Here is an 18,385-nt window from a genome sequence, read left to right as displayed (position 1 = left end):
TATAGGATTTTATCACTCATTATAGAGGCAAAGGTGTTCTATTTTGTGGCGCAATTACTTAATTTATAATAACCTGTTTATGAGGTGAGTAAATGGAGCGAATCAAGAAGGCTGCGGAAATATTGGCGAAAGAGGGAGAGTACGAGACAGTTAAACTTATGCTATTAGATGTACTTGCCGAAGAAAAAAATGTCATAATCCTACATAATTTAGCCGATTTATTGAAGGAAAATGATGATTATGAGGAAGCGTTATTCTACGCCAAACAGGCTGTTGCCATGGAGCCTAAAACTTATTATCCCTATGCATTACTTGGCGAATTGACAATGCGCCTTGTGAGCTTAGATAGTGCACAGCGATGGCTAGAGCAAGCTTATACTTTATTTGAGTCCCCTGTTGTCGCTCATAATTTAGCATCTATTTATAAACATCAACAAAGGTTTAGCGAAGCGGCTACATATTTTATCCAATCCTATCAAACAGAGGATTACGGGCTGATGAGGGCTGTTGAATGTTTTATTCTGGCTGGAGATGTTGATAGTGCTTATAAATGGATCGATGTTATCAAGCAGGATCAGGAACGTTTTATTGGGGAAGTCGAATTAGGGGAGTTATATACAAGCCTGGGTCATTATCAAGAGGCGGCTGAATGGTATGCTAAAGGCTATCAGCACTACGCTCATACGGCTTGTTGGATCTCAAATTATTTATGGGTTCTGCATCAGCTTGGGCATGAAAAACAAATAGGAGATATTCGCGCTGCTTTTCTGGAAAAAGTAACAGCAGAATTAAACGAATTACCAGAGGATGCAAAAGAGTATGAAATGACAAGTGAGGAAATGCAGGAAGAGGAGCAAAGGTTACGGGCGGATATGGAGCAAGTGAGAAATGCTCATCTACAGGCTAGCATCTCTTATGAAGACGAGCTTTACATTGCATCTCGATGCCTTACTTTTTTCTGCCCTATGCATGATCAAAGTTTTGGTGAGCAAGAAATATGTGAGTAATTGTATGTAATAGATATAATATAGTAGAAACTCTGAATTTTTTGCAAAAAGAAAACCATCTCATAGTCATTTGGGATGGTTTCTTTTTGTCGAAACGAAGCGGCGTAGGTAAATATATTTAAATCTATTTCTCGATTGAAAAAGTACAATATCAATTAATTACTTGCGCCTTAACGAAATCTACTACATGCTTATTTTTTTGTTTTTATTTTACCTGTCCAAGTTCGGAAGCCACCTTGAAGCTGGTAAATCTGGTTGTAGCCACGCTTTTTAAGAAACAATGCAGCACGTGAGCTACGGCCTGTATTTTGACAGTATAAATATACTGGTAAATCTGGGCGAATTTCTTTATAACGTTGACGTAGTGTAGTTGAAGGAACATTACGAGCACCAAGGATATGGCCAGCATCAAATTCTTTCTGCTCTCGTACGTCGATAAGCTGAGCTTTACGATAGCCTTCAATAAATTGTTCTTGTGTTAGGTTTGACACTGCTTTTTTTAGTCGCATTGCATTTATTCCGATATATGCAATTAGGACTACTAAAACAACACCGATTGTGATAAGTATGTCCAAGATTTTCTTACCCCTTTCTATCTTCTTTATTATTATAAAAGATGCGCTAGCGATAGTCCAATGAGTTTGATAAAATTAACTAGATTGTGGCTAGAATTAAGATAACTATATGCATTGGTATTCGTTGATGGTAGTTAATCAAAGCTACAGAACTAAATGCGTGTCATGATTTATGAAAATTCGACATCGAATATCATGATATATTGATACGCTTTCGCTAAGATTAATTAAATAGTTGTAGGAGATGAAAAAATGACAACTTGGTATTTTCTCAATTCAGGAAAATGTAGTCCATCTTTTAATATGGCATTAGATGAGGCATTGCTTGATTGGCATAGTGAGGGATTGATTCCTCCCGTTATTCGTTTTTATGAGTGGGAGCCAGCAACTCTTTCCATTGGTTATTTTCAACAAGCAAAGCGAGATATTAATATAGAGGCAGTGCAGCAGCAAGGACTCGGCTTTGTTCGTCGTCCAACTGGGGGCAGAGCCGTTTTACACGAGCATGAGTTGACATATAGCGTCATCGTTACTGAAAGCTATCCAGATATGCCAGAGTCAGTGACAGAGGCATATCGAGTGTTAAGTGAAGGCATACTGAAAGGCTTTCATAATCTCGGAATGGATGCTTATTTTAGTGTGCCTGATACAGAGGAAAAAAAGGCAGATTTAAAAAAGCCGAAAAGTGCAGTTTGTTTTGATGCACCTAGCTGGTATGAACTTGTCGTAGAGGGAAAAAAAATTGCTGGTAGTGCGCAAACACGTCAAAAGGGAGTAATTCTACAACACGGAGCCATCTTACTAGATTTAGATCAGGAAAAATTATTATCCGTATTTAATTTTTCAAGTGAAGAAGCGAAGGAGCGTATGCGTAGAAAGCTGCCAGAAAAGGCTGTTGCTATTAATAGTCTTGTCAAGGAACCTGTGACAATTGAACAATGTGTGACAGCTTTTAGAGATGGCTTTGCAAAATCGTTGCAAATTGATTTAAAACCATTTACACTTTCTGAGGAGCAGCTAGAATATGTCCATGCGCTAGAGGAAAAAAAATATGCGTGTGACGATTGGAACTTCAAAAAGTAAAAAATGGTATAAGAAAAATATTTTTTATTGTTCAAACCTTGTAATGTCAAGCAGTTCTGATTCTACTCAAAATTGCAAGAGTTGAATTAAAAAACTATATATAGTATCTTTTTTTAAGACATATACACAATATGTAGTGTTTGACGACACATGATATTGTGTATTTATTATGTGTAAGGCAGAAAATAAGGGAGGCAAAACGATGGTACTCACAAATCATCAACCCGAAGTAAACAAACAAATTGAACAGTTAAACAAAGATATTGGGCTATTTCCACAGGTTCACCCTGTAACACCTGATATGCATATTACGCATAAAGGTGTATCAAGGCTTGTTATGATCGATCGCTACTCGTTTAAGGATACGGAAAAGAAAACGCTTAAAGCTGGTGATTTCGTCGTATTAACAGTGAAGGCAGATCCAAAATTCCCTGCCCGTGGTTTAGGCACAATTCAGAAGTTGGACATGTCTACAAAAACAGCAGATATTTTGATTGAGGAAGACTACCGTAGTGCTTTAGATAATCCAAAAGAGCAAGAAACAGGTGTGATTACGCGTTCAATTGACGTGTTAGAAAAGCCTCTTGAAATTTTTTATGAACAAATCGCAAAACGCAATGCAACAGGGCTTGCTGCTGTTGAAAAAACACCAGAAAAACGCCAAGAATGGTTCGAGAAGTTTTATGAGCAATTAGTATCATTAAAATTTATACCAGCGGGACGCGTCATTTATGGGGCAGGTTCTGAAACGGATGTAACGTTCTTCAACTGTGTGCGCAACGTTGCCTAATACAAAGGAACGGAGAAATCACTCCTCAAAATAGGCGGATATGAACTTATAAAAGAGAATGTCTAACTCTAAGAATGAATTGTTAGGTGAGAGTCCTAACTGGTCTGAATACTGGCAGACCAAGCCTGAGGGTACGACAGGCGGAATAAGTACAGTTATTCCCGTCTGAAGCTCGTTAACTAGGCGAAAACCGATTCTGAAACGATAGGGAAGTAGTCGTGGCGCTATAAAATGGATATGGTGAGAATGTTCAAAAAGAACTGACGAACTTCCGAATGTACGGCTCGTAAAAGTGAGGGGACGGAATAGAAACGTCCTCGCCCGTCAAGCGGGTTTAGTCTTGGCTAAAGTATTGCAGTTTGCTTTAGCGAAACTTGTCCAGTAAGGGATAAGAGTCTTAAGTCCTCCAGTAAAGGACGAAGAGATGGCTAACGGGTCAAAGGAAGCACCTAAGTCCATATGAAAAGCTAATTCTTAGGGAACGTTGGAAGCCGACAAGAGAATGTTAAAGGACTGTAAGCCTAATGTCTCTAAACGTCAGGAAATGGTCGTTGAATGTCGGTGGCGGTTAGCCCGTAGTAGTGATGAAACAGGGTAATGCTTGTGGAGCGAAGGGGCATAGTCTACCAAAAGGTTTACTAAACCTCAATAAATTGTAAGTAAATTAAGAAAAGCTCGTTAAGGAAGCCGTTGAGCATACACTGACTAAAACCATACCACTAACGAAAGGCGGTGGTTCAAATGGTTCAAACACTTAACTATCCGAATAGCGAACGTGAATTTAGAAAAATTCAAGATGACTTTTATAAAAGAACAAAAGAATGTATCAAAGAAGGATTAAAACCCACCTTCAAAGGATTATTAGAAATAATACAATCCGATGCAGTGATAATAAGCGCCATACACAAGCTGATAGCAAACAAGGGTAGTAATACTCCTGGAAGCGATGGAAAAAAACTTAGAGAAGCATTTCTAGAAGTAGATAGGGATACAACCTTGACGAAGGTGAAAGACCTAATGAAAAACTACAAATCAGGAATGGTAAGAAGAAAATGGCTAGATAAACCTGGTAAAAAGGAAAAACGGGCATTAGGGATTCCTAATATAGAGGATCGAATTATACAGGAATGTGTAAGGTCTGTAATTGAACCTATACTGGAAGCACAATTCTTCAAACACTCTTATGGTTTTAGACCGATGAGAGAAGCAAGCATGGCGATGGAAAGAATTTCTGATATTACTCAGAAAACAAATTTTTACTGGATAATTGAAGGGGATATTAGTAAATTTTTTGATAACGTCAATCACACAATTCTTATCAAAAAGTTATATTCGATGGGAATTAAAGACAGACGGGTTCTTATGATAATAAAAGAAATGCTTAAAGCAGGAATACTGGATGAAATTAAAGTCAATGACCTAGGAACGCCACAGGGAGGTATTATTTCTCCTCTGCTAGCGAATGTGTACCTAAACAGTTTCGATCATTGGTTATCAAACCAATGGGAAACAAAAAAGACAAGACATGAATATAGTCGTGTCGATGCAAGGTATAAACAGTTAAAGAAGACAAACTTAATTCCCTGCTTCCTCATAAGATACGCTGATGATTGGGTTGTTGTAACTGACTCAAAACAGCATGCAGAAAGACTTAAATGGAAAATCCAAAAATATTTGGATGAAAAGCTTAAACTTACATTATCATTGGAAAAGACCAAAATAACTAATATTCGTAAACGATATATAACATTCTTAGGATTCGATTATAAAAAAGTCATAGGTAAAGGTAAATTTGGATGGATATCAACAAGTAGACCAAATAAGGAAAGACTTCACAACAAAATGATGGAAATCAAAAAGGATATTTACCGGATAAGAAAACGAGATACCTTAGAAAAGAAGGTAGCGGATATTTTATTGGTAAATTCCAAAATTCGTGGAGTTCTGAACTACTATGATATAGCGACAAGAGTAGGCGTAGAAACTAGAAAATATTCTCGAATACTAGGATATGGAGCATGGAATTCTCTAGCACCAATAGGGGCCGAATGGATACCTGCAAACAAAGTGGATAACCTCAAAAGTGTACATGATAATTATACAACAGCAATTCCGACAATCGAATATGGTGAAAACAAAACAAAAATCGGTTTAACAAATGTAAGTTTCGTAAAATGGAGAAGAGCAGAGTTAAAACGAGTCAAGGAAACACCGTATAGTGAGGAAGGAAGGAAAATCTACTCACTAAGAACTGGGAAAATACCAGCAAAATATAGAGCAGATGAGCTAAATAATTTTGAGTATGCACGAAAGAACGCAAACGGAACTTTAAGAGGTTCAAAGTTAAAGTATAACTTTGAATACATGATGAACCGATGTTACGCTTTCAATAGAGATAAAGGGAAATGTAGGATTTGTGGGAAATATTTAAGACCAAATGAAACAAATACTCACCACATCAATCCGAAGTTACCACTAGAACTAGTAAACAGAGTAAATAATCTAGCATCAATGCATCAAAATTGTCACGAATTTATTCATCAAAATATTAGCCTTGAAAACCTTGATAGTAAAACTAAACAAAACGTTCAAAAATTCAGGAATAAGCTTAATCAAAGTTCTTAAAACAAGATGAAATCTTAATTTAACTTATTGGTAGATGGGGCGCCGTGTGCGGTGAAAGTCGCACGCACGGTGCTAGCCGGGGGAAAAGAACGCCTTACATGTAATGGTGAAGGATTGTTCTTACCTATCGGAACTACGTAATGCCATTTGTAGCAGATTCTCGTGAAGGAATTAGTGATCACCGTAAGCAAGTAATGGAAATTATGAGCCGCGGCGGTGGTGTAGGGACAAATGGCTCGACATTACGTCCACGAAACACTTTAGCACGTGGTGTAAATGGTAAATCATCTGGTTCTGTCTCATGGTTAGATGATATTGCGAAGCTGACTCATCTTGTTGAACAAGGTGGTAGCCGCAGAGGTAAGCATAATCTAGGTGCTTCTGCGTAAACAAACCTCGTGAATTGCTGGGAACTCTTTAACGGAAATATTGTCACTTTAATCGAGGTGGGAATTATGGATGTTTATGATGCGAAACAGCCACAAACTTGTTTAATATGTGGTTTTACAATAGATCATAATAAACAAGGAAGGTTTACGTCTCATTTGAAAAATGAGCATAACTTACCATTAGATAATTATTTAATATCTTATTTTTATTCAGTAGAATTGGTGACCTGCCAATATATTTTATGTAATAAAAAGGTTAAATTGAGGCGTGGTATTCCCAATCAGTTTTGTAGTAGAAGCTGTCGAGGAAAAGGTGAGCCTTTAACTTGTGTAATTTGTGGAAAACTATTCGATGAAAAACATCGGCAGACTAAAACTTGTAGTAAAGAGTGTGCGAGTAGGCTGCGATCACAAAATACAGGAAATTGGCATAATGACATGCCAGATGAACAAAAGAAGGTTCATTTTGAAAATATCATTTCAAAAACAGCTAAAACTAGAAAAATGAATGGAACTCCTTCATGGAACAGCGGTAAGACAGGGGTCTATAGTAAAGAAACAATAGAAAAAATTCGGCAAGCTGCATTAAAACAATTAGAGAGGGAAACATTTAGAAAAACTAGTATTGAAAGAGCTCTCGAGCATTTCTTAGTTGAACAATCAATCCCTTATAAATATTCCTTTATATTTGAAGGTGCACAATTTGATTTTTTACTACTAGGGACAAAAATTCTAATTGAATGTGATGGTGATTTCTGGCACGGGAATCCGAAATTTTATTCCACTTTTTATGATGTTCAAAAGAGGATAAAAGCTAGGGATATTGAAAAAAATCAAATTGCAGCAACGCATGGATATACTTTACTCCGTTTCTGGGAAGATGAGATAAAAAATGATTTTGAAAATGTAAAAAAACGCATTATAAATGCACTGCTAGCTACAACGTAACTGGAAACGGTAAGCGTGAATGCTTGAAAATAGCAGTGGGATAAAGACAATCAGCAGCCAAGCCTCTTTTAATGAGGAAGGTTCAACGACCATCGAAAGCACGCTGAGTTAGCGGAAGTGAGTAGAGTAGGAGTGAAGCCACTCCGAAGTGCGAGGACATCTAATAAGATGTAAGATATGGTCTCAACTTCTATGGTGACATAGAGAGTGGGTGTAGCGAACCCGCGTAAGAGGAATCGGCACAAATGATTATGCTGGCAGATTGGCATCCTGATATCGTGGAATTTATTATTTCAAAAATGCAAAATCCACGTATTTTGCGATACTTAATCGAAAATACAACGGATGAAACAATCATTCGTCTAGCAAAAGAAAAATTAAACTTTAAGCCTCTTTCATTCCAAGAGGAGGCTATGTATCAAGGCATTGTAAACTATAAAAGTATCGAGGGATTAGGCGGTTTTGATACGGCAATTATCCGTGAAGCGGAAAATAAATTGCGTGATGGTGGTACGTATACTGTTCATAATCCAGAATTCTTAACAGGTGCAAATATTTCTGTTACATTAACAAAAGAATTTATGGAAGCTGTTGAAAATGATGCTGACTTCGAGCTTCGTTTCCCAGCAGTTGAAGAATATTCGAAAGAAGAAATGAACGTTTACAACACGGAATGGCATAAAGTTGGTGATGTTCGTGAATGGGAGAAAATGGGCTATAAAGTACGCACATACCGCACAATTAAAGCAAAAGAATTGTGGAATTTAATTAATGTATGTGCAACATACTCTGCAGAGCCAGGTATTTTCTTCATCGACAACGCAAACGATATGACCAATGCAAAGGCATATGGTCAAAGTGTTGTAGCGACAAACCCGTGTGGTGGACTTCGCCTCACGTTAAAAATTGCGGGATAAAGCGGGAAGGCTGAGATGCTAATCCGAACCGAAGGCTAATGGTAAAACTTTAGTCAGGGGCAACGCATACCCGGTGATCCTACTTTGTAGACTATAATCCGGGCACGAGACCGCAACATTACACATTTATTTAAAACGTAAATTTGCCTATAGAATTTGGTGTGAAAGATTTTAGAGTAATTTCAAAAGCAGTCTTTGGAGAAGATAAAGGAAGAAAAGAATTATTAAGATTTATGAAAAAAATGTGTAATGAAAATGTATGCTGAACTTGCAGGAATTGAACTGTAAGAACTAAAGGATAAAAAACCTTTAGGGTAACAATTATTGGAACAACCGCTTGCACCATATTCTGTGTGTAATTTAGCAGCTGTGAATTTAGCGCAGTTTGCGAATAAAGAAAATCAAACTGTAGATTACGAAGCACTACGTGAAACAGTTCGTGTAGGGGTTCGTATGCAGGATAATGTTATTGATGCAACACCTTACTTCTTAGAGGAAAACCGTGTACAAGCTCTTGGTGAGCGTCGTGTTGGTTTAGGTGTTATGGGCTTAGCCGATCTACTTATTTATTGTGAGAAAGAATACGGCTCAGCGTCAGGTAATGAACTTGTAGATGAAATCTTTAAAACAATTGCTGAAACTGCATATGAGGCATCTACAGAGCTTGCAAAAGAACGTGGTAGCTTCCCATTCCTAGTAGGTTCTACAGACGAAGAAACAGCTCGTTTACGTAAAGCTTTCATAGAGACAGGCTTTATGCAGAAAATGCCTGCTCACATCAAGGAGCAAATTTTAGCGACTGGTATCCGTAACTCACATTTATTAACAGTTGCGCCAACTGGTTCAACAGGAACAATGGTAGGGGTAGCAACTGGTCTTGAGCCATACTTCTCATTTACTTACTACCGTTCTGGCCGTCTAGGTAAATTCATTGAAGTAAAAGCTGAAATTGTAAAAGAATATTTAGATCGTCACCCAGATGTAAATGAGCAAGAGCTTCCTGAATGGTTTGTCACAGCGATGGAGCTAAAACCAGAGGCACATGCTGATGTACAATGTATTATTCAAAAATGGATTGATTCATCCATCTCTAAAACAGTAAATGCACCAAAAGGCTATACAGTACAGCAAGTAGAAAAAGTATACGAGCGATTGTATAAAGGCGGCGCTAAAGGTGGTACGGTCTATGTGGATGGTAGCCGTGACTCACAAGTACTTACGCTAAAAGCTGAAGAAAATGATATGGATCAGCTATCATTTGAAGAAGAATTAGTAGAAGAACATACAAAACGTCCAGTCGTATTAATAGATACAATTCAAGCGTTAGAGTCTACAACGGTTATTGGCTCAGACGTAGGGAATACATGTCCTGTATGCCGTAAAGGAACAGTCGAAGAAATGGGTGGCTGTAATACATGTACGAACTGTGGCGCACAGTTAAAATGTGGTCTATAAGATAAAAAAGTGTTAAGTTGTTGTAGATTTTAAATAAAGTCGTACCGTTTTTAAAAAAGATGTACCGTTTTAAATAAAGTTTTACCGGTTTCAAAAAAGTTGCACCGTTTTACCCCTTTGGATTATATTAATCTAAAGGGGTGTTTTTATGTCAAAAAGAACTAGAACATCTAAAATTGAAAAATGGATTAAAGAAGGTCGCGGTTCTGGTATTGGTTCAGAGTATAAACCTTGGTTAAACATTCAAGATGTATCTTCACAAGGTAGGTCTACACGTTTAAGTGTAGATTTGAAATAAAGTTGAACTGTTTATAAAAAAGTCGCACCGTTTTGAAAAAAGTTTAACCGTTTATAAAAAAGATGAACCGGAATTTCCAATCTCGATAAAGAAGGGATTTCGGTTTTTCTTGTGGATTAAGAACCTGTTAAGTGATAATAAAGTTATTCCATTAAAGCGCAGATTGTTGAATAACACGTTTAAAAAAATTGGTAAGGACGAAAGGATTGTAAGTTTTTTTTACTTGAACTACCTTTAGGAAAGTGCAATAAGAATTCGCAAAAAATTAAATGATAGGGTAAGTGAAAGCCTTTCCTATGAGATTATCCCTTGTTTTAATAGAGGAGTATAATATAGATGGGAAAGCTGTTACTTAATACTTCTACAATATTTTTCATTGAAAAAAGGAGGATGTTGAATATGAACCAAACGAAAGCACTATTCTATTCGATGGGTACATTGCTGTTATTGGTTGCAATAGGGGCTATTCCTGCGGGAATAGGTTTTATATCAAAACCAGACGGTAGTAATTTAAGTATGTCAGTAAACCTTTTGAAAGATTCACCGTTTAAAGACTTTTTAATACCTGGAATCCTTTTGTTAACCATCCATGGACTCGGCAGCTTGCTTGGTAGCTTTTTATCTTTCAAACATCATTCTTTTGCGATCACAGTTACATTGGTACTTGGATTTGCAATGGTTGTCTGGATAGTAGCCCAAGTATACTGGCTTGGATTAAAAAGCATTCTGCAACCGACTTTTTTTGTAGTTGGCGTAATCGAAATCATTTTAGGCTTAGTTATGTATAAAAAGAAACTAGGTAATTGAGGGTATATATCCTTTATTGTATGCTCCCGTTAAACAAATTTGTGGAGTTGTTGATTTAAAGCTAAGTGGAACATTATTAAAAAAGCTTCACTATTTTTAATAAAGTAAACAGTTAAAAATGAAATATCTTCTTAAGATATTTTGGATTTCTTATCGAACTAAACGAGCTGTCAGGAAACCAGCTAAAAACTCCTTGTTATTCCATTAAAGGCGCTTTAATGGAATAACACACGTAGAAAATGATCAAACTTTTTTATAAAAATTTCATCTGGATGCAAAACTCTAGAATCCCTTTTGATCAATCTTTTTTTCAAAATGGGTTCTTCTATTTACCATAAAGTAGGGGTTCTAGTAACATTTTTGATCAAACTTTATTACAAAGCTACAGTTGTGTAGGTTTGAAATAAAGTTATAAAAAAGATGTACCGTTTTTAATAAAGGTAATCGTTTCACCCCTTTGGATATGATTATACAAAGGGGTGTTTTAATTGAAAAATAAACCTATTTCATTAAACATAAAATTCAAACTCATGAAGATGTAGATTTGAAATAAAGTCACGATGTTTATAAAAAAGATGCGATGTTTAAAATAAAGTCGCGACGTTAATAGAAAAGGTTTAACTAAAAATCCTGAGTTGATATGCTACAGTACTTTTTCTTGTTCCACAAACGGGCCAGATTGTTGAGTAAATAAACAAGTACGCTCTAAGCTTTCTGGAAATTGTGGAAGTATATAAAAACTGTGAACATTGTTTTATAATAATTGAATTACGGGGTTATGCTTGTTTGAGCTTTTAAAATTAAAAAACTTTATTGTCATTTTACAGCAGGTTAGTTCAATAAGAAAATAAATACGGATTGTTCTTTAAAAAGAACAATCCGTATAACGCATCCCTACATAGGATTATATTTTAATTTATTTGGATCTACTACATAGAAAATCTTGTTAATTGTTTGGGATGAAGAATTCCAGTCAAAACAAAAAACACCTGTTATTTTTTCATTTTCAGTGACTACTATACCATATTGATTATTTATTATAGCCGCAGTAGCACATTTTCCAAAGAAAAACTTTTTTGAAATTCCTGAAATAAGCGCTAATACTCGCTCTTTACCTTCGATGATGTTTATTGCCGTTCTTACTTTACCCCCTCCATCAGCAGCAAATAGAACATCATTAGATAACAAGTGGGTTACTCCTTGAATATTCCCATTGGATAATGCCAATATAAATTGTTCTATATAATTTTTCTGAAGATTAACAGTCAAATCTCTTTCACATTTTCTTCCCATTTTAATTTGTGCTCTACTCAATATCTTACGGCTATTAACAGTCGTTGTATTTAGAATATAGGCAATCTCACTATGCTTTAGCCCTAGAGCATTTCTTAATACGTAAGCTATTCTCTCTTTAGGTAAAAGGTTTTCGATGAGTACCATATATGAATAGCTTAATTGATCTGACTGGATTAGACTGTCAAGAGGCTCACTATTGAATTCCTGTAGTATAGGTTCGGGTAACCACGTACCAATATAAGTTTCTTTCTTTTTTCTACTTGATTTTAGTTCATTCATACAGCGGTTAACGATCATTTTATTAATATAAGCTTTTAAATTAGTAATTTCTTTCTCATTCATTTCATGTTCTTTTAATTTCAAAAAAGTATCTTGAACAATATCTTCGGCATCTGTAATTGAACCAAGTAAATAGTATGCTGTGGATAAACAATAATTCTTATATTCTTTATATAAGTCTTCAATATTCAAATCATTGGTCAACATGATAAACCCTTCCATCTCTAATGTTATGCATATCGTAATCAGTGGAACATTCTACATACATTTTTTTATTTTGTCTATCATTTTTCTACAAAAGTAATGATTGTCATAAGTTTATTTATTATTCTTGGAACAATGTAAGCACAAAGTATAGCACAAGAAAATGCTTCTCCCCACATTCGTAGCCAATAAATTAAAAATGTATGGCTATATCCTAAGTTTATAGAGACAAGGATAAACGATATGAAACAAGACGTGAAAAGTCCAGATAGAAAAGTGTAAATAAAAGACTTATAAATTTTATTTATTTTCATAAATTTAACCTTCTTATATTGTTGTTCAATATTTTCTACTTCTATCATTAATTAATGATGTAACAAGTTAAATCCTTTTGTCCAAGAAGGGTAAATAGGTTCCCAGCCATATTGTTTTTTTGCTTTCTCATTTGATGCTCCTCGTTCCCAAGAATTAAATGTATCTTTTATTGGAGGGAGAGGGGCCCCTATTGCATCAGCAAAATAGGGAAGCCAAATTGAACTTTTTGCAGGTTCATCATCTACGATGTTTACAGTTCCTGATTGCCAATTTAAAGCTAATACTGCTGCTTTTGCTGCGTCTTTTATATGGATAAAGGATGTCATCCCGTTTGTTGCGTATAACTCTTGTCTCTGTAATTGTTTAGCAATTTTACCGTTCACAGAATACCAGGTTCCAGGGCCATATAATATACCATAGCGAAGGATAATGAAATCAGGCATTTCTTTTACCTTTTCCTCTAAAGAAATAACTCCATCAATAGTTGTTTTGCGAGGTAATGAGGCATAAATATCTAATGGTGTTTCTTCTGTAGCTAGCGTATTTCCAGGTTCATAAGCCCATGAAATACTTTGTGCAACTATTTTTTTTACACCAACGTGATTAGCAGCATCAACAAGGTTTCTTGTTCCTTCTATCCTTATTTTTGAATTATCGTTTATATCGCCACTATTCAGTGCAGTAAGTTGATGCATTACAACATCAGGCTGAGTTTCAATTAAGGCTGCATAAACACTATTTCGATTAAACGCATCTGCAACTACTGGTTTTACTCCCATTCCTTGCATTGTTTTAACATGTTTTTCTGATCGAATCATCCCGAATACTTCATGCCCTTCTTCTATTAACATCGGAATCACCATTTTTCCAATTACACCAGTAGAACCAGCAAGTAAGATTTTCATAAAATAAACCTCCTAATTATCATAAATACAAGATTAATATCTCTAACAACTAAGACAATTATTCAAAAGGAAGTGTGACACTATTAAAAGAAATTATAAAAAATATTTATGTACTAAGAGAGTTGAATCCTTATACTATTTATTTCAAGTTGTTATGCATAGCTAGGGGTAGCGCCTATATTAAAGAACTGTATAAAAGAAAAAGTTTGTGAATAAATGTACTTAAAGTAACGGGTGCTTTTATTGAATAAACGATCTTCAACAATCAGGCGCTTTTCCTTGATAGGGAAAGCGTCTGTATTCATGGAAAGGGCCAGTTTGTTAAATAGTGGACAGGGGGGATATGATGCAATTTATTAAGAAATATGGCTTTTTAATATTTACAATGGTTATCACGTTAGTAGGTTTTTTTGTATTAAAGTTTAGTGTTGATCTGGGAGCAGGTGCAGCTAGTGCTTATTTAGATTCTATGGGTGGTAGTATGGATTCGGCAGAGTTTAATTCCATTCAGTCCAAATATATAATAGCAAATATGATTGCAGGTGGAATTCTATTGTTTTTAGGATTAACATTTCTTTTTTTCTCCGTCTATAGACTTTCCAAAAACAATAGCTAGAATATTCAACATTCGGGCGCTTTTCTGAAATAATGAAAGCGTCTTTCTTCATGAAAAGGGCCATTTAATGGAATAAAACCCCTAAATACTACTAGATATTTCCATTAATGATGGTGTGAGATTTTGAAGAAATGTACTTAAGCTCCCTCAGTTAGATACGATTATCTCTCGGGCAGGATAGTTGAATAATAATACTCAAGCATTTCTATAAAGTTTGATACTATTTCAATTTTATAATTAAGTTTTTTAGAGGGGGAGAACATTTATAAAAAGCTATTATTACTTAAACTGTAATTGAAGGATATAAGTGCTTGCCTGACCATTAACAAAAGAATGCAAAAAGTATCTAACTGAAAAGTAAAAACACACAATCCAATATTGGATAGCATGTTTTTTTGAGTTCAATTCTTATTTGTTCTAGTTTTGTTTTGCAGTAAAACCAGGTGTTTTAGTTTTCCATACAACGATATATGCAACTAGCAATATACAGAACATAGCCCATGGGAAGGAAAATACTCCAAGGGTTTCCAAAAGGAACGCTCCAACTACACTTCCGCCACCAATAGCTAAGTTCCAAGTTGTCACAAGCATAGATTGAGCAACATCTGCACCATCTCCACCAGCATTTGCAATCGCAGTTTGCAGTAGTGTTGCGGCTCCACCAAATGTAAGACCCCAAAGTGTAATTGCAAGATAGATGACAATGGATTGATTCATGCCAATACCTAGTGCCACAGATGCCAACCCGAATCCAGCAAGGCTGATTAAAACCAACAAACGTAGGTTATGGTCAATGTATATTCCAGTAAACCAAATACCTACTAATGCTGCTGTACCAAATATAAGCAATATCATATCAATGTTTTGGGTTAGTCCTACATGGTCAAGGTAAGGTGCAATATAAGTATAAAGAATGTTATGTGAAAGTACCCATGCTAATATAACAAATAGTACTGATCTTACCCCTGGAGTGACTAATACCTTCAATAGAGGTATGCGTTTTTCAGTAGATTGTCCAGGGAAGTCTGGGAGTTTCCATAGAACCCAAATAACTAATAATAAAGATGAAAGTGAAATAATTCCGAAGACAGTGCGCCAGCCCAAATAGAAACCAAGAAATGTGCCAAGAGGAACACCAAATGCAAGAGCAAGAGGGGTTCCGACCATCGCTACCGCCATAGCCTTCCCTTTAAGTGATTCAGGTGCCATTAAACGGGCATATCCGGCAGTCATTCCCCAAAGAATACCTGCAGTTACACCAGCAAAGAAGCGAGCTATTAACGTCAAAGTATAATTAAAAGAAAAAGCTGTAACAGTATTAAATAAAAGAAATCCCACGATACATAGAAGCAGCAATGGTTTTCTTCTCCATCCTTGAGTTGCTGTAGTTAAAGGAATAGCAGCTAATAATGATCCAAGAGCATATGAAGTAACAAGTTGGCCAGCAAGGGATTCAGTAACTCCTAGTCCATTACCAATTTCTATTAATAACCCAGCAGGAATAGTTTCTGTGAGTATACAGATAAATCCAGCCATCGCCAGAGCAATTAAACCGTTCCACGGAAGGCGTTCTGGTGAAGTGGCAATTGTAGCACTTCGTGTAGTTAAACTTCCATTTTTATACATAGAAAGAACACCTCTTTTATTTATTTAATAATCCAATCCTTTAAATACATAAGTAAATTTCTATAAAAAAGAAGAAAATATATAAGTAGGCACCTCTTAATTAAGAAATGTTCCTATAATTTATAGGAACATTTTGAAGTCAGACTATTCTTTTAATTGATTAAAACATCTTTTCTTCCAGTAAACTAATTTAATATCACTCATAAATAGCATCGGTTAAGTCTACAGTAAATTGACCAGCCATACCCTCAAATGCAGTATTTGTAAAAGAAACTACTGTTAATTTCTCTATAGGGTCAACAAACCACGAGTGTCCATAAGCTCCGCCTAATCTCCATGTTCCAATGGACTCTTTTGTATTAGCTTCTTTGGGATCTTTCAATATAGTAAATCCTAAACCAAAACCTCTTCCAGGCCAGCTGGCTAATGGCAAATTTCCGGTTTGAATCTTGGTCATTTCATTTTTTATATCATTTGGTAATAAAAAATCTCCTGACCTCAACTCTTCAAGGAAATACAGAAAATCTTCTGCAGTTCCACTCATTCCGGAACCTCCTGACGGGAAAGCACTGGTATCGAATGCACGAGCAGGTTCAAACACTATGCCTACGGTCCCTTCAAATACTTGAGCAACTTCTTTATCACCCATTCTTTTAGGAATAGGAAAACTACTTAGATATTGGGTAACTATTCTTTGCTTATCTTTAACATTAAATGATGTATTCGTCATTTTTAATGGGTCAGTTATTAGAGTTTTAATTAATGTTTGCAACGAATCTCCATAAGCTTTACTGATAACTGCACCCAACACGTCTACTGCTATGGAATAACCCCAATTCGTACCAGGCGTATATAATAACGGGGCAGAGGAAAGTCTTTGTAAATTTTCTTCTAGAGAAAATCCTGAAAGGTTCATTCCATCTGAAACCCCTGCCTTTTTATATTCTCCTCCTCCTTCAGGCTCTAAAAATCCATATGTCAACCCCGCAGTGTGGGTAAGCAAGTGCCTTACAGTAATAGTAGGTTTGTCACCATTTATTAACCGTGGTTGAAATTTCGGAAGCCACTTAGTAATTGGATCATCCAAACCAATTATTTCTTTTGATACCAATACTAAAGCTGCTGCAGAAACGATTGGTTTCGTAACAGATGCAAGGCGAAATATCGAATCCTGTTCCATTTTTATTTTTTCTTCCCGATCAGCGTAACCTGCAACACGCTTATAGATAAGGTCACCATCCTTGCTAACTAAAGTCACCGTACCAACGATTTTGTTGTTTTCAATCGCTTTGTTTATTACTCCATCAACCCTTTTACTCAATCCCATGATGTCTTTATCTGCTTTTAACATCTGTTCATCACATCCTATACAAATTTAAAGAACAACTTAATTTTAATAAAATGAATAACTAATTTACATAATAAATCATTTGAATAATTAGAATAATGATTATAAAATCTAATTATTTTATAACTTTTTCTTTTGATTTATAAAAGGAGAAGAAATAAACTATATATAATTTAAAATTATAATATTAAATTGTATATTTAAATGATAAAATTATACAAAGAGGGGATATCGATTTTAACATTAAGGTGTTTCTGTTAATTTAACTTTATTTTAAAAGGGTGATTTTTTGGATAGCGTAGATAAAGATATATTAATGCATTTACAGGGAGATGCACGGTTGTCAATGACTTCTATTGGTAAACTTATAGGTTTATCTCAACCAGCAGTAACGGAAAGAGTAAAAAGATTAGAGGAACAAGGAATCATTTCAGAATACAGGACTGCTGTATCAAATGATAAAATTGGTAAGCCAACAGTAGCTTTTATTTTATTTCGAACTACACAATGTCTTAATTTTGTTGATTATTGTGAAAATACACCAAAAGTGGTAGAGTGTCATCGTATAAGTGGGGAATATAATTACTTAATAAAAGTAGTAGTTGAATCTACAAAAGAACTTGAACTATTTGAAAATGAAAGTATGAAATATGGTAACTCCACTACACTAATTTCTCTTTCCTCACCTATCGACTATAAGCCATTGTTTCCCTCACCCGTAATGCTAAAAGATTAAAATATGTATTAAATCAGTTAAGATGAATTTCACAATACAGTTTATGATAGGTTTCTTCTTATCCTTATGAATGTAAGCCCGAAATACAAAAATAAGCGCACCTTATCGGTACGCATGACGAATGGCCAGCTATCTGAGTTTTTTTCAGATAGCTGGCTATTTTGAA

Annotated in this window: 14 protein-coding genes and 4 pseudogenes; 12 read left to right on the top strand and 6 right to left on the bottom strand. The window is 35.5% G+C overall.

Features of this window, described 5'->3' with window-relative positions; genetic code table 11:
* Positions 1–92 precede the first annotated feature (92 nt).
* Positions 93–1,007, top strand: a complete 915-nt coding sequence (locus tag ACQKIM_RS07450; RefSeq protein WP_427541341.1) for a tetratricopeptide repeat protein — start codon at positions 93–95, stop codon at positions 1,005–1,007.
* A 191-nt stretch (positions 1,008–1,198) separates the two neighbouring features.
* Here ACQKIM_RS07450 and ACQKIM_RS07445 read toward each other — a convergent pair whose 3' ends face one another.
* Entirely contained in the window at positions 1,199–1,582 is a 384-nt protein-coding gene (locus ACQKIM_RS07445) for a rhodanese-like domain-containing protein (protein WP_427541338.1), read from the bottom strand.
* Between the two features lie 252 nt (positions 1,583–1,834).
* On the opposite strand from ACQKIM_RS07445, the gene ACQKIM_RS07440 reads away from it, so the two are divergent.
* The 9 genes and pseudogenes from ACQKIM_RS07440 to ACQKIM_RS07400 all read left to right on the top strand — a co-directional run bounded on the left by ACQKIM_RS07440 (position 1,835) and on the right by ACQKIM_RS07400 (position 10,894).
* Positions 1,835–2,665 (top strand): lipoate--protein ligase family protein, encoded by an 831-nt coding sequence (locus ACQKIM_RS07440; protein ID WP_427541335.1) that lies wholly within the window; start codon positions 1,835–1,837, stop codon positions 2,663–2,665.
* A gap of 202 nt (positions 2,666–2,867) precedes the next feature.
* A pseudogene (locus ACQKIM_RS07435) lies at positions 2,868–3,437 on the top strand (ribonucleotide reductase N-terminal alpha domain-containing protein); the annotation flags it as partial.
* Positions 3,438–4,196: 759 nt separating this feature from the next.
* A complete protein-coding gene (locus tag ACQKIM_RS07430) occupies positions 4,197–6,080 on the top strand; it encodes a group II intron reverse transcriptase (protein WP_427541332.1) in 1,884 nt (627 codons plus the stop codon).
* A gap of 140 nt (positions 6,081–6,220) precedes the next feature.
* On the top strand, positions 6,221–6,469 hold the full coding sequence (locus ACQKIM_RS07425) for a hypothetical protein (RefSeq protein WP_427541329.1): 249 nt from the start codon (positions 6,221–6,223) through the stop codon (positions 6,467–6,469).
* A 66-nt stretch (positions 6,470–6,535) separates the two neighbouring features.
* Entirely contained in the window at positions 6,536–7,417 is an 882-nt protein-coding gene (locus ACQKIM_RS07420) for an endonuclease domain-containing protein (RefSeq protein WP_427541326.1), read from the top strand.
* Between the two features lie 239 nt (positions 7,418–7,656).
* Positions 7,657–8,301, top strand: a pseudogene (locus ACQKIM_RS07415) (vitamin B12-dependent ribonucleotide reductase); the annotation flags it as partial.
* Between the two features lie 360 nt (positions 8,302–8,661).
* A pseudogene (locus ACQKIM_RS07410) lies at positions 8,662–9,789 on the top strand (vitamin B12-dependent ribonucleotide reductase); the annotation flags it as partial.
* A gap of 148 nt (positions 9,790–9,937) precedes the next feature.
* Positions 9,938–10,069: pseudogene (locus ACQKIM_RS07405) on the top strand (heteromeric transposase endonuclease subunit TnsA); the annotation flags it as partial.
* A gap of 354 nt (positions 10,070–10,423) precedes the next feature.
* Positions 10,424–10,894 carry a hypothetical protein gene (locus ACQKIM_RS07400; RefSeq protein ID WP_427541323.1) on the top strand — a complete coding sequence of 157 codons (471 nt, stop codon included), beginning with the start codon at positions 10,424–10,426 and terminating at the stop codon, positions 10,892–10,894.
* A gap of 894 nt (positions 10,895–11,788) precedes the next feature.
* Here the strand turns inward: ACQKIM_RS07400 and ACQKIM_RS07395 are convergent.
* The 3 genes from ACQKIM_RS07395 to ACQKIM_RS07385 form a co-directional block, all read right to left on the bottom strand.
* Positions 11,789–12,676, bottom strand: coding sequence for a sigma-70 family RNA polymerase sigma factor (locus tag ACQKIM_RS07395; protein ID WP_427541320.1), 888 nt, complete (start codon positions 12,674–12,676; stop codon positions 11,789–11,791).
* 77 nt (positions 12,677–12,753) lie between these two features.
* Entirely contained in the window at positions 12,754–12,987 is a 234-nt protein-coding gene (locus tag ACQKIM_RS07390; RefSeq protein ID WP_427541317.1) for a DUF2798 domain-containing protein, read from the bottom strand.
* Between the two features lie 51 nt (positions 12,988–13,038).
* Positions 13,039–13,893: an NAD-dependent epimerase/dehydratase family protein gene (locus ACQKIM_RS07385; protein WP_427541314.1), complete on the bottom strand. Its 855-nt coding sequence runs from the start codon at positions 13,891–13,893 to the stop codon at positions 13,039–13,041.
* Positions 13,894–14,239: 346 nt separating this feature from the next.
* Here ACQKIM_RS07385 and ACQKIM_RS07380 point away from each other — a divergent pair, with 346 nt between their 5' ends.
* Complete coding sequence (locus ACQKIM_RS07380; protein WP_427541311.1) at positions 14,240–14,509, top strand: hypothetical protein; 270 nt, start codon at positions 14,240–14,242, stop codon at positions 14,507–14,509.
* Positions 14,510–14,926: 417 nt separating this feature from the next.
* On the opposite strand, the gene ACQKIM_RS07375 is transcribed toward ACQKIM_RS07380, so the two are convergent.
* Positions 14,927–16,135, bottom strand: a complete 1,209-nt coding sequence (locus tag ACQKIM_RS07375; RefSeq protein ID WP_427541308.1) for an MFS transporter — start codon at positions 16,133–16,135, stop codon at positions 14,927–14,929.
* A 196-nt stretch (positions 16,136–16,331) separates the two neighbouring features.
* The gene (locus ACQKIM_RS07370; RefSeq protein ID WP_427541305.1) at positions 16,332–17,486 is read right to left on the bottom strand and encodes a serine hydrolase domain-containing protein; all 1,155 of its coding nucleotides are present in this window, start codon (positions 17,484–17,486) and stop codon (positions 16,332–16,334) included.
* A 286-nt stretch (positions 17,487–17,772) separates the two neighbouring features.
* Here ACQKIM_RS07370 and ACQKIM_RS07365 point away from each other — a divergent pair, with 286 nt between their 5' ends.
* Positions 17,773–18,219, top strand: coding sequence for an Lrp/AsnC family transcriptional regulator (locus tag ACQKIM_RS07365; protein ID WP_427541302.1), 447 nt, complete (start codon positions 17,773–17,775; stop codon positions 18,217–18,219).
* Positions 18,220–18,385 lie beyond the last annotated feature (166 nt).

The organism is Lysinibacillus sp. NPDC047702, assembly GCF_050272555.1.
GTDB lineage: Bacteria > Bacillota > Bacilli > Bacillales_A > Planococcaceae > Lysinibacillus.
This window is presented reverse-complemented; position numbering and strand designations above follow the sequence as displayed.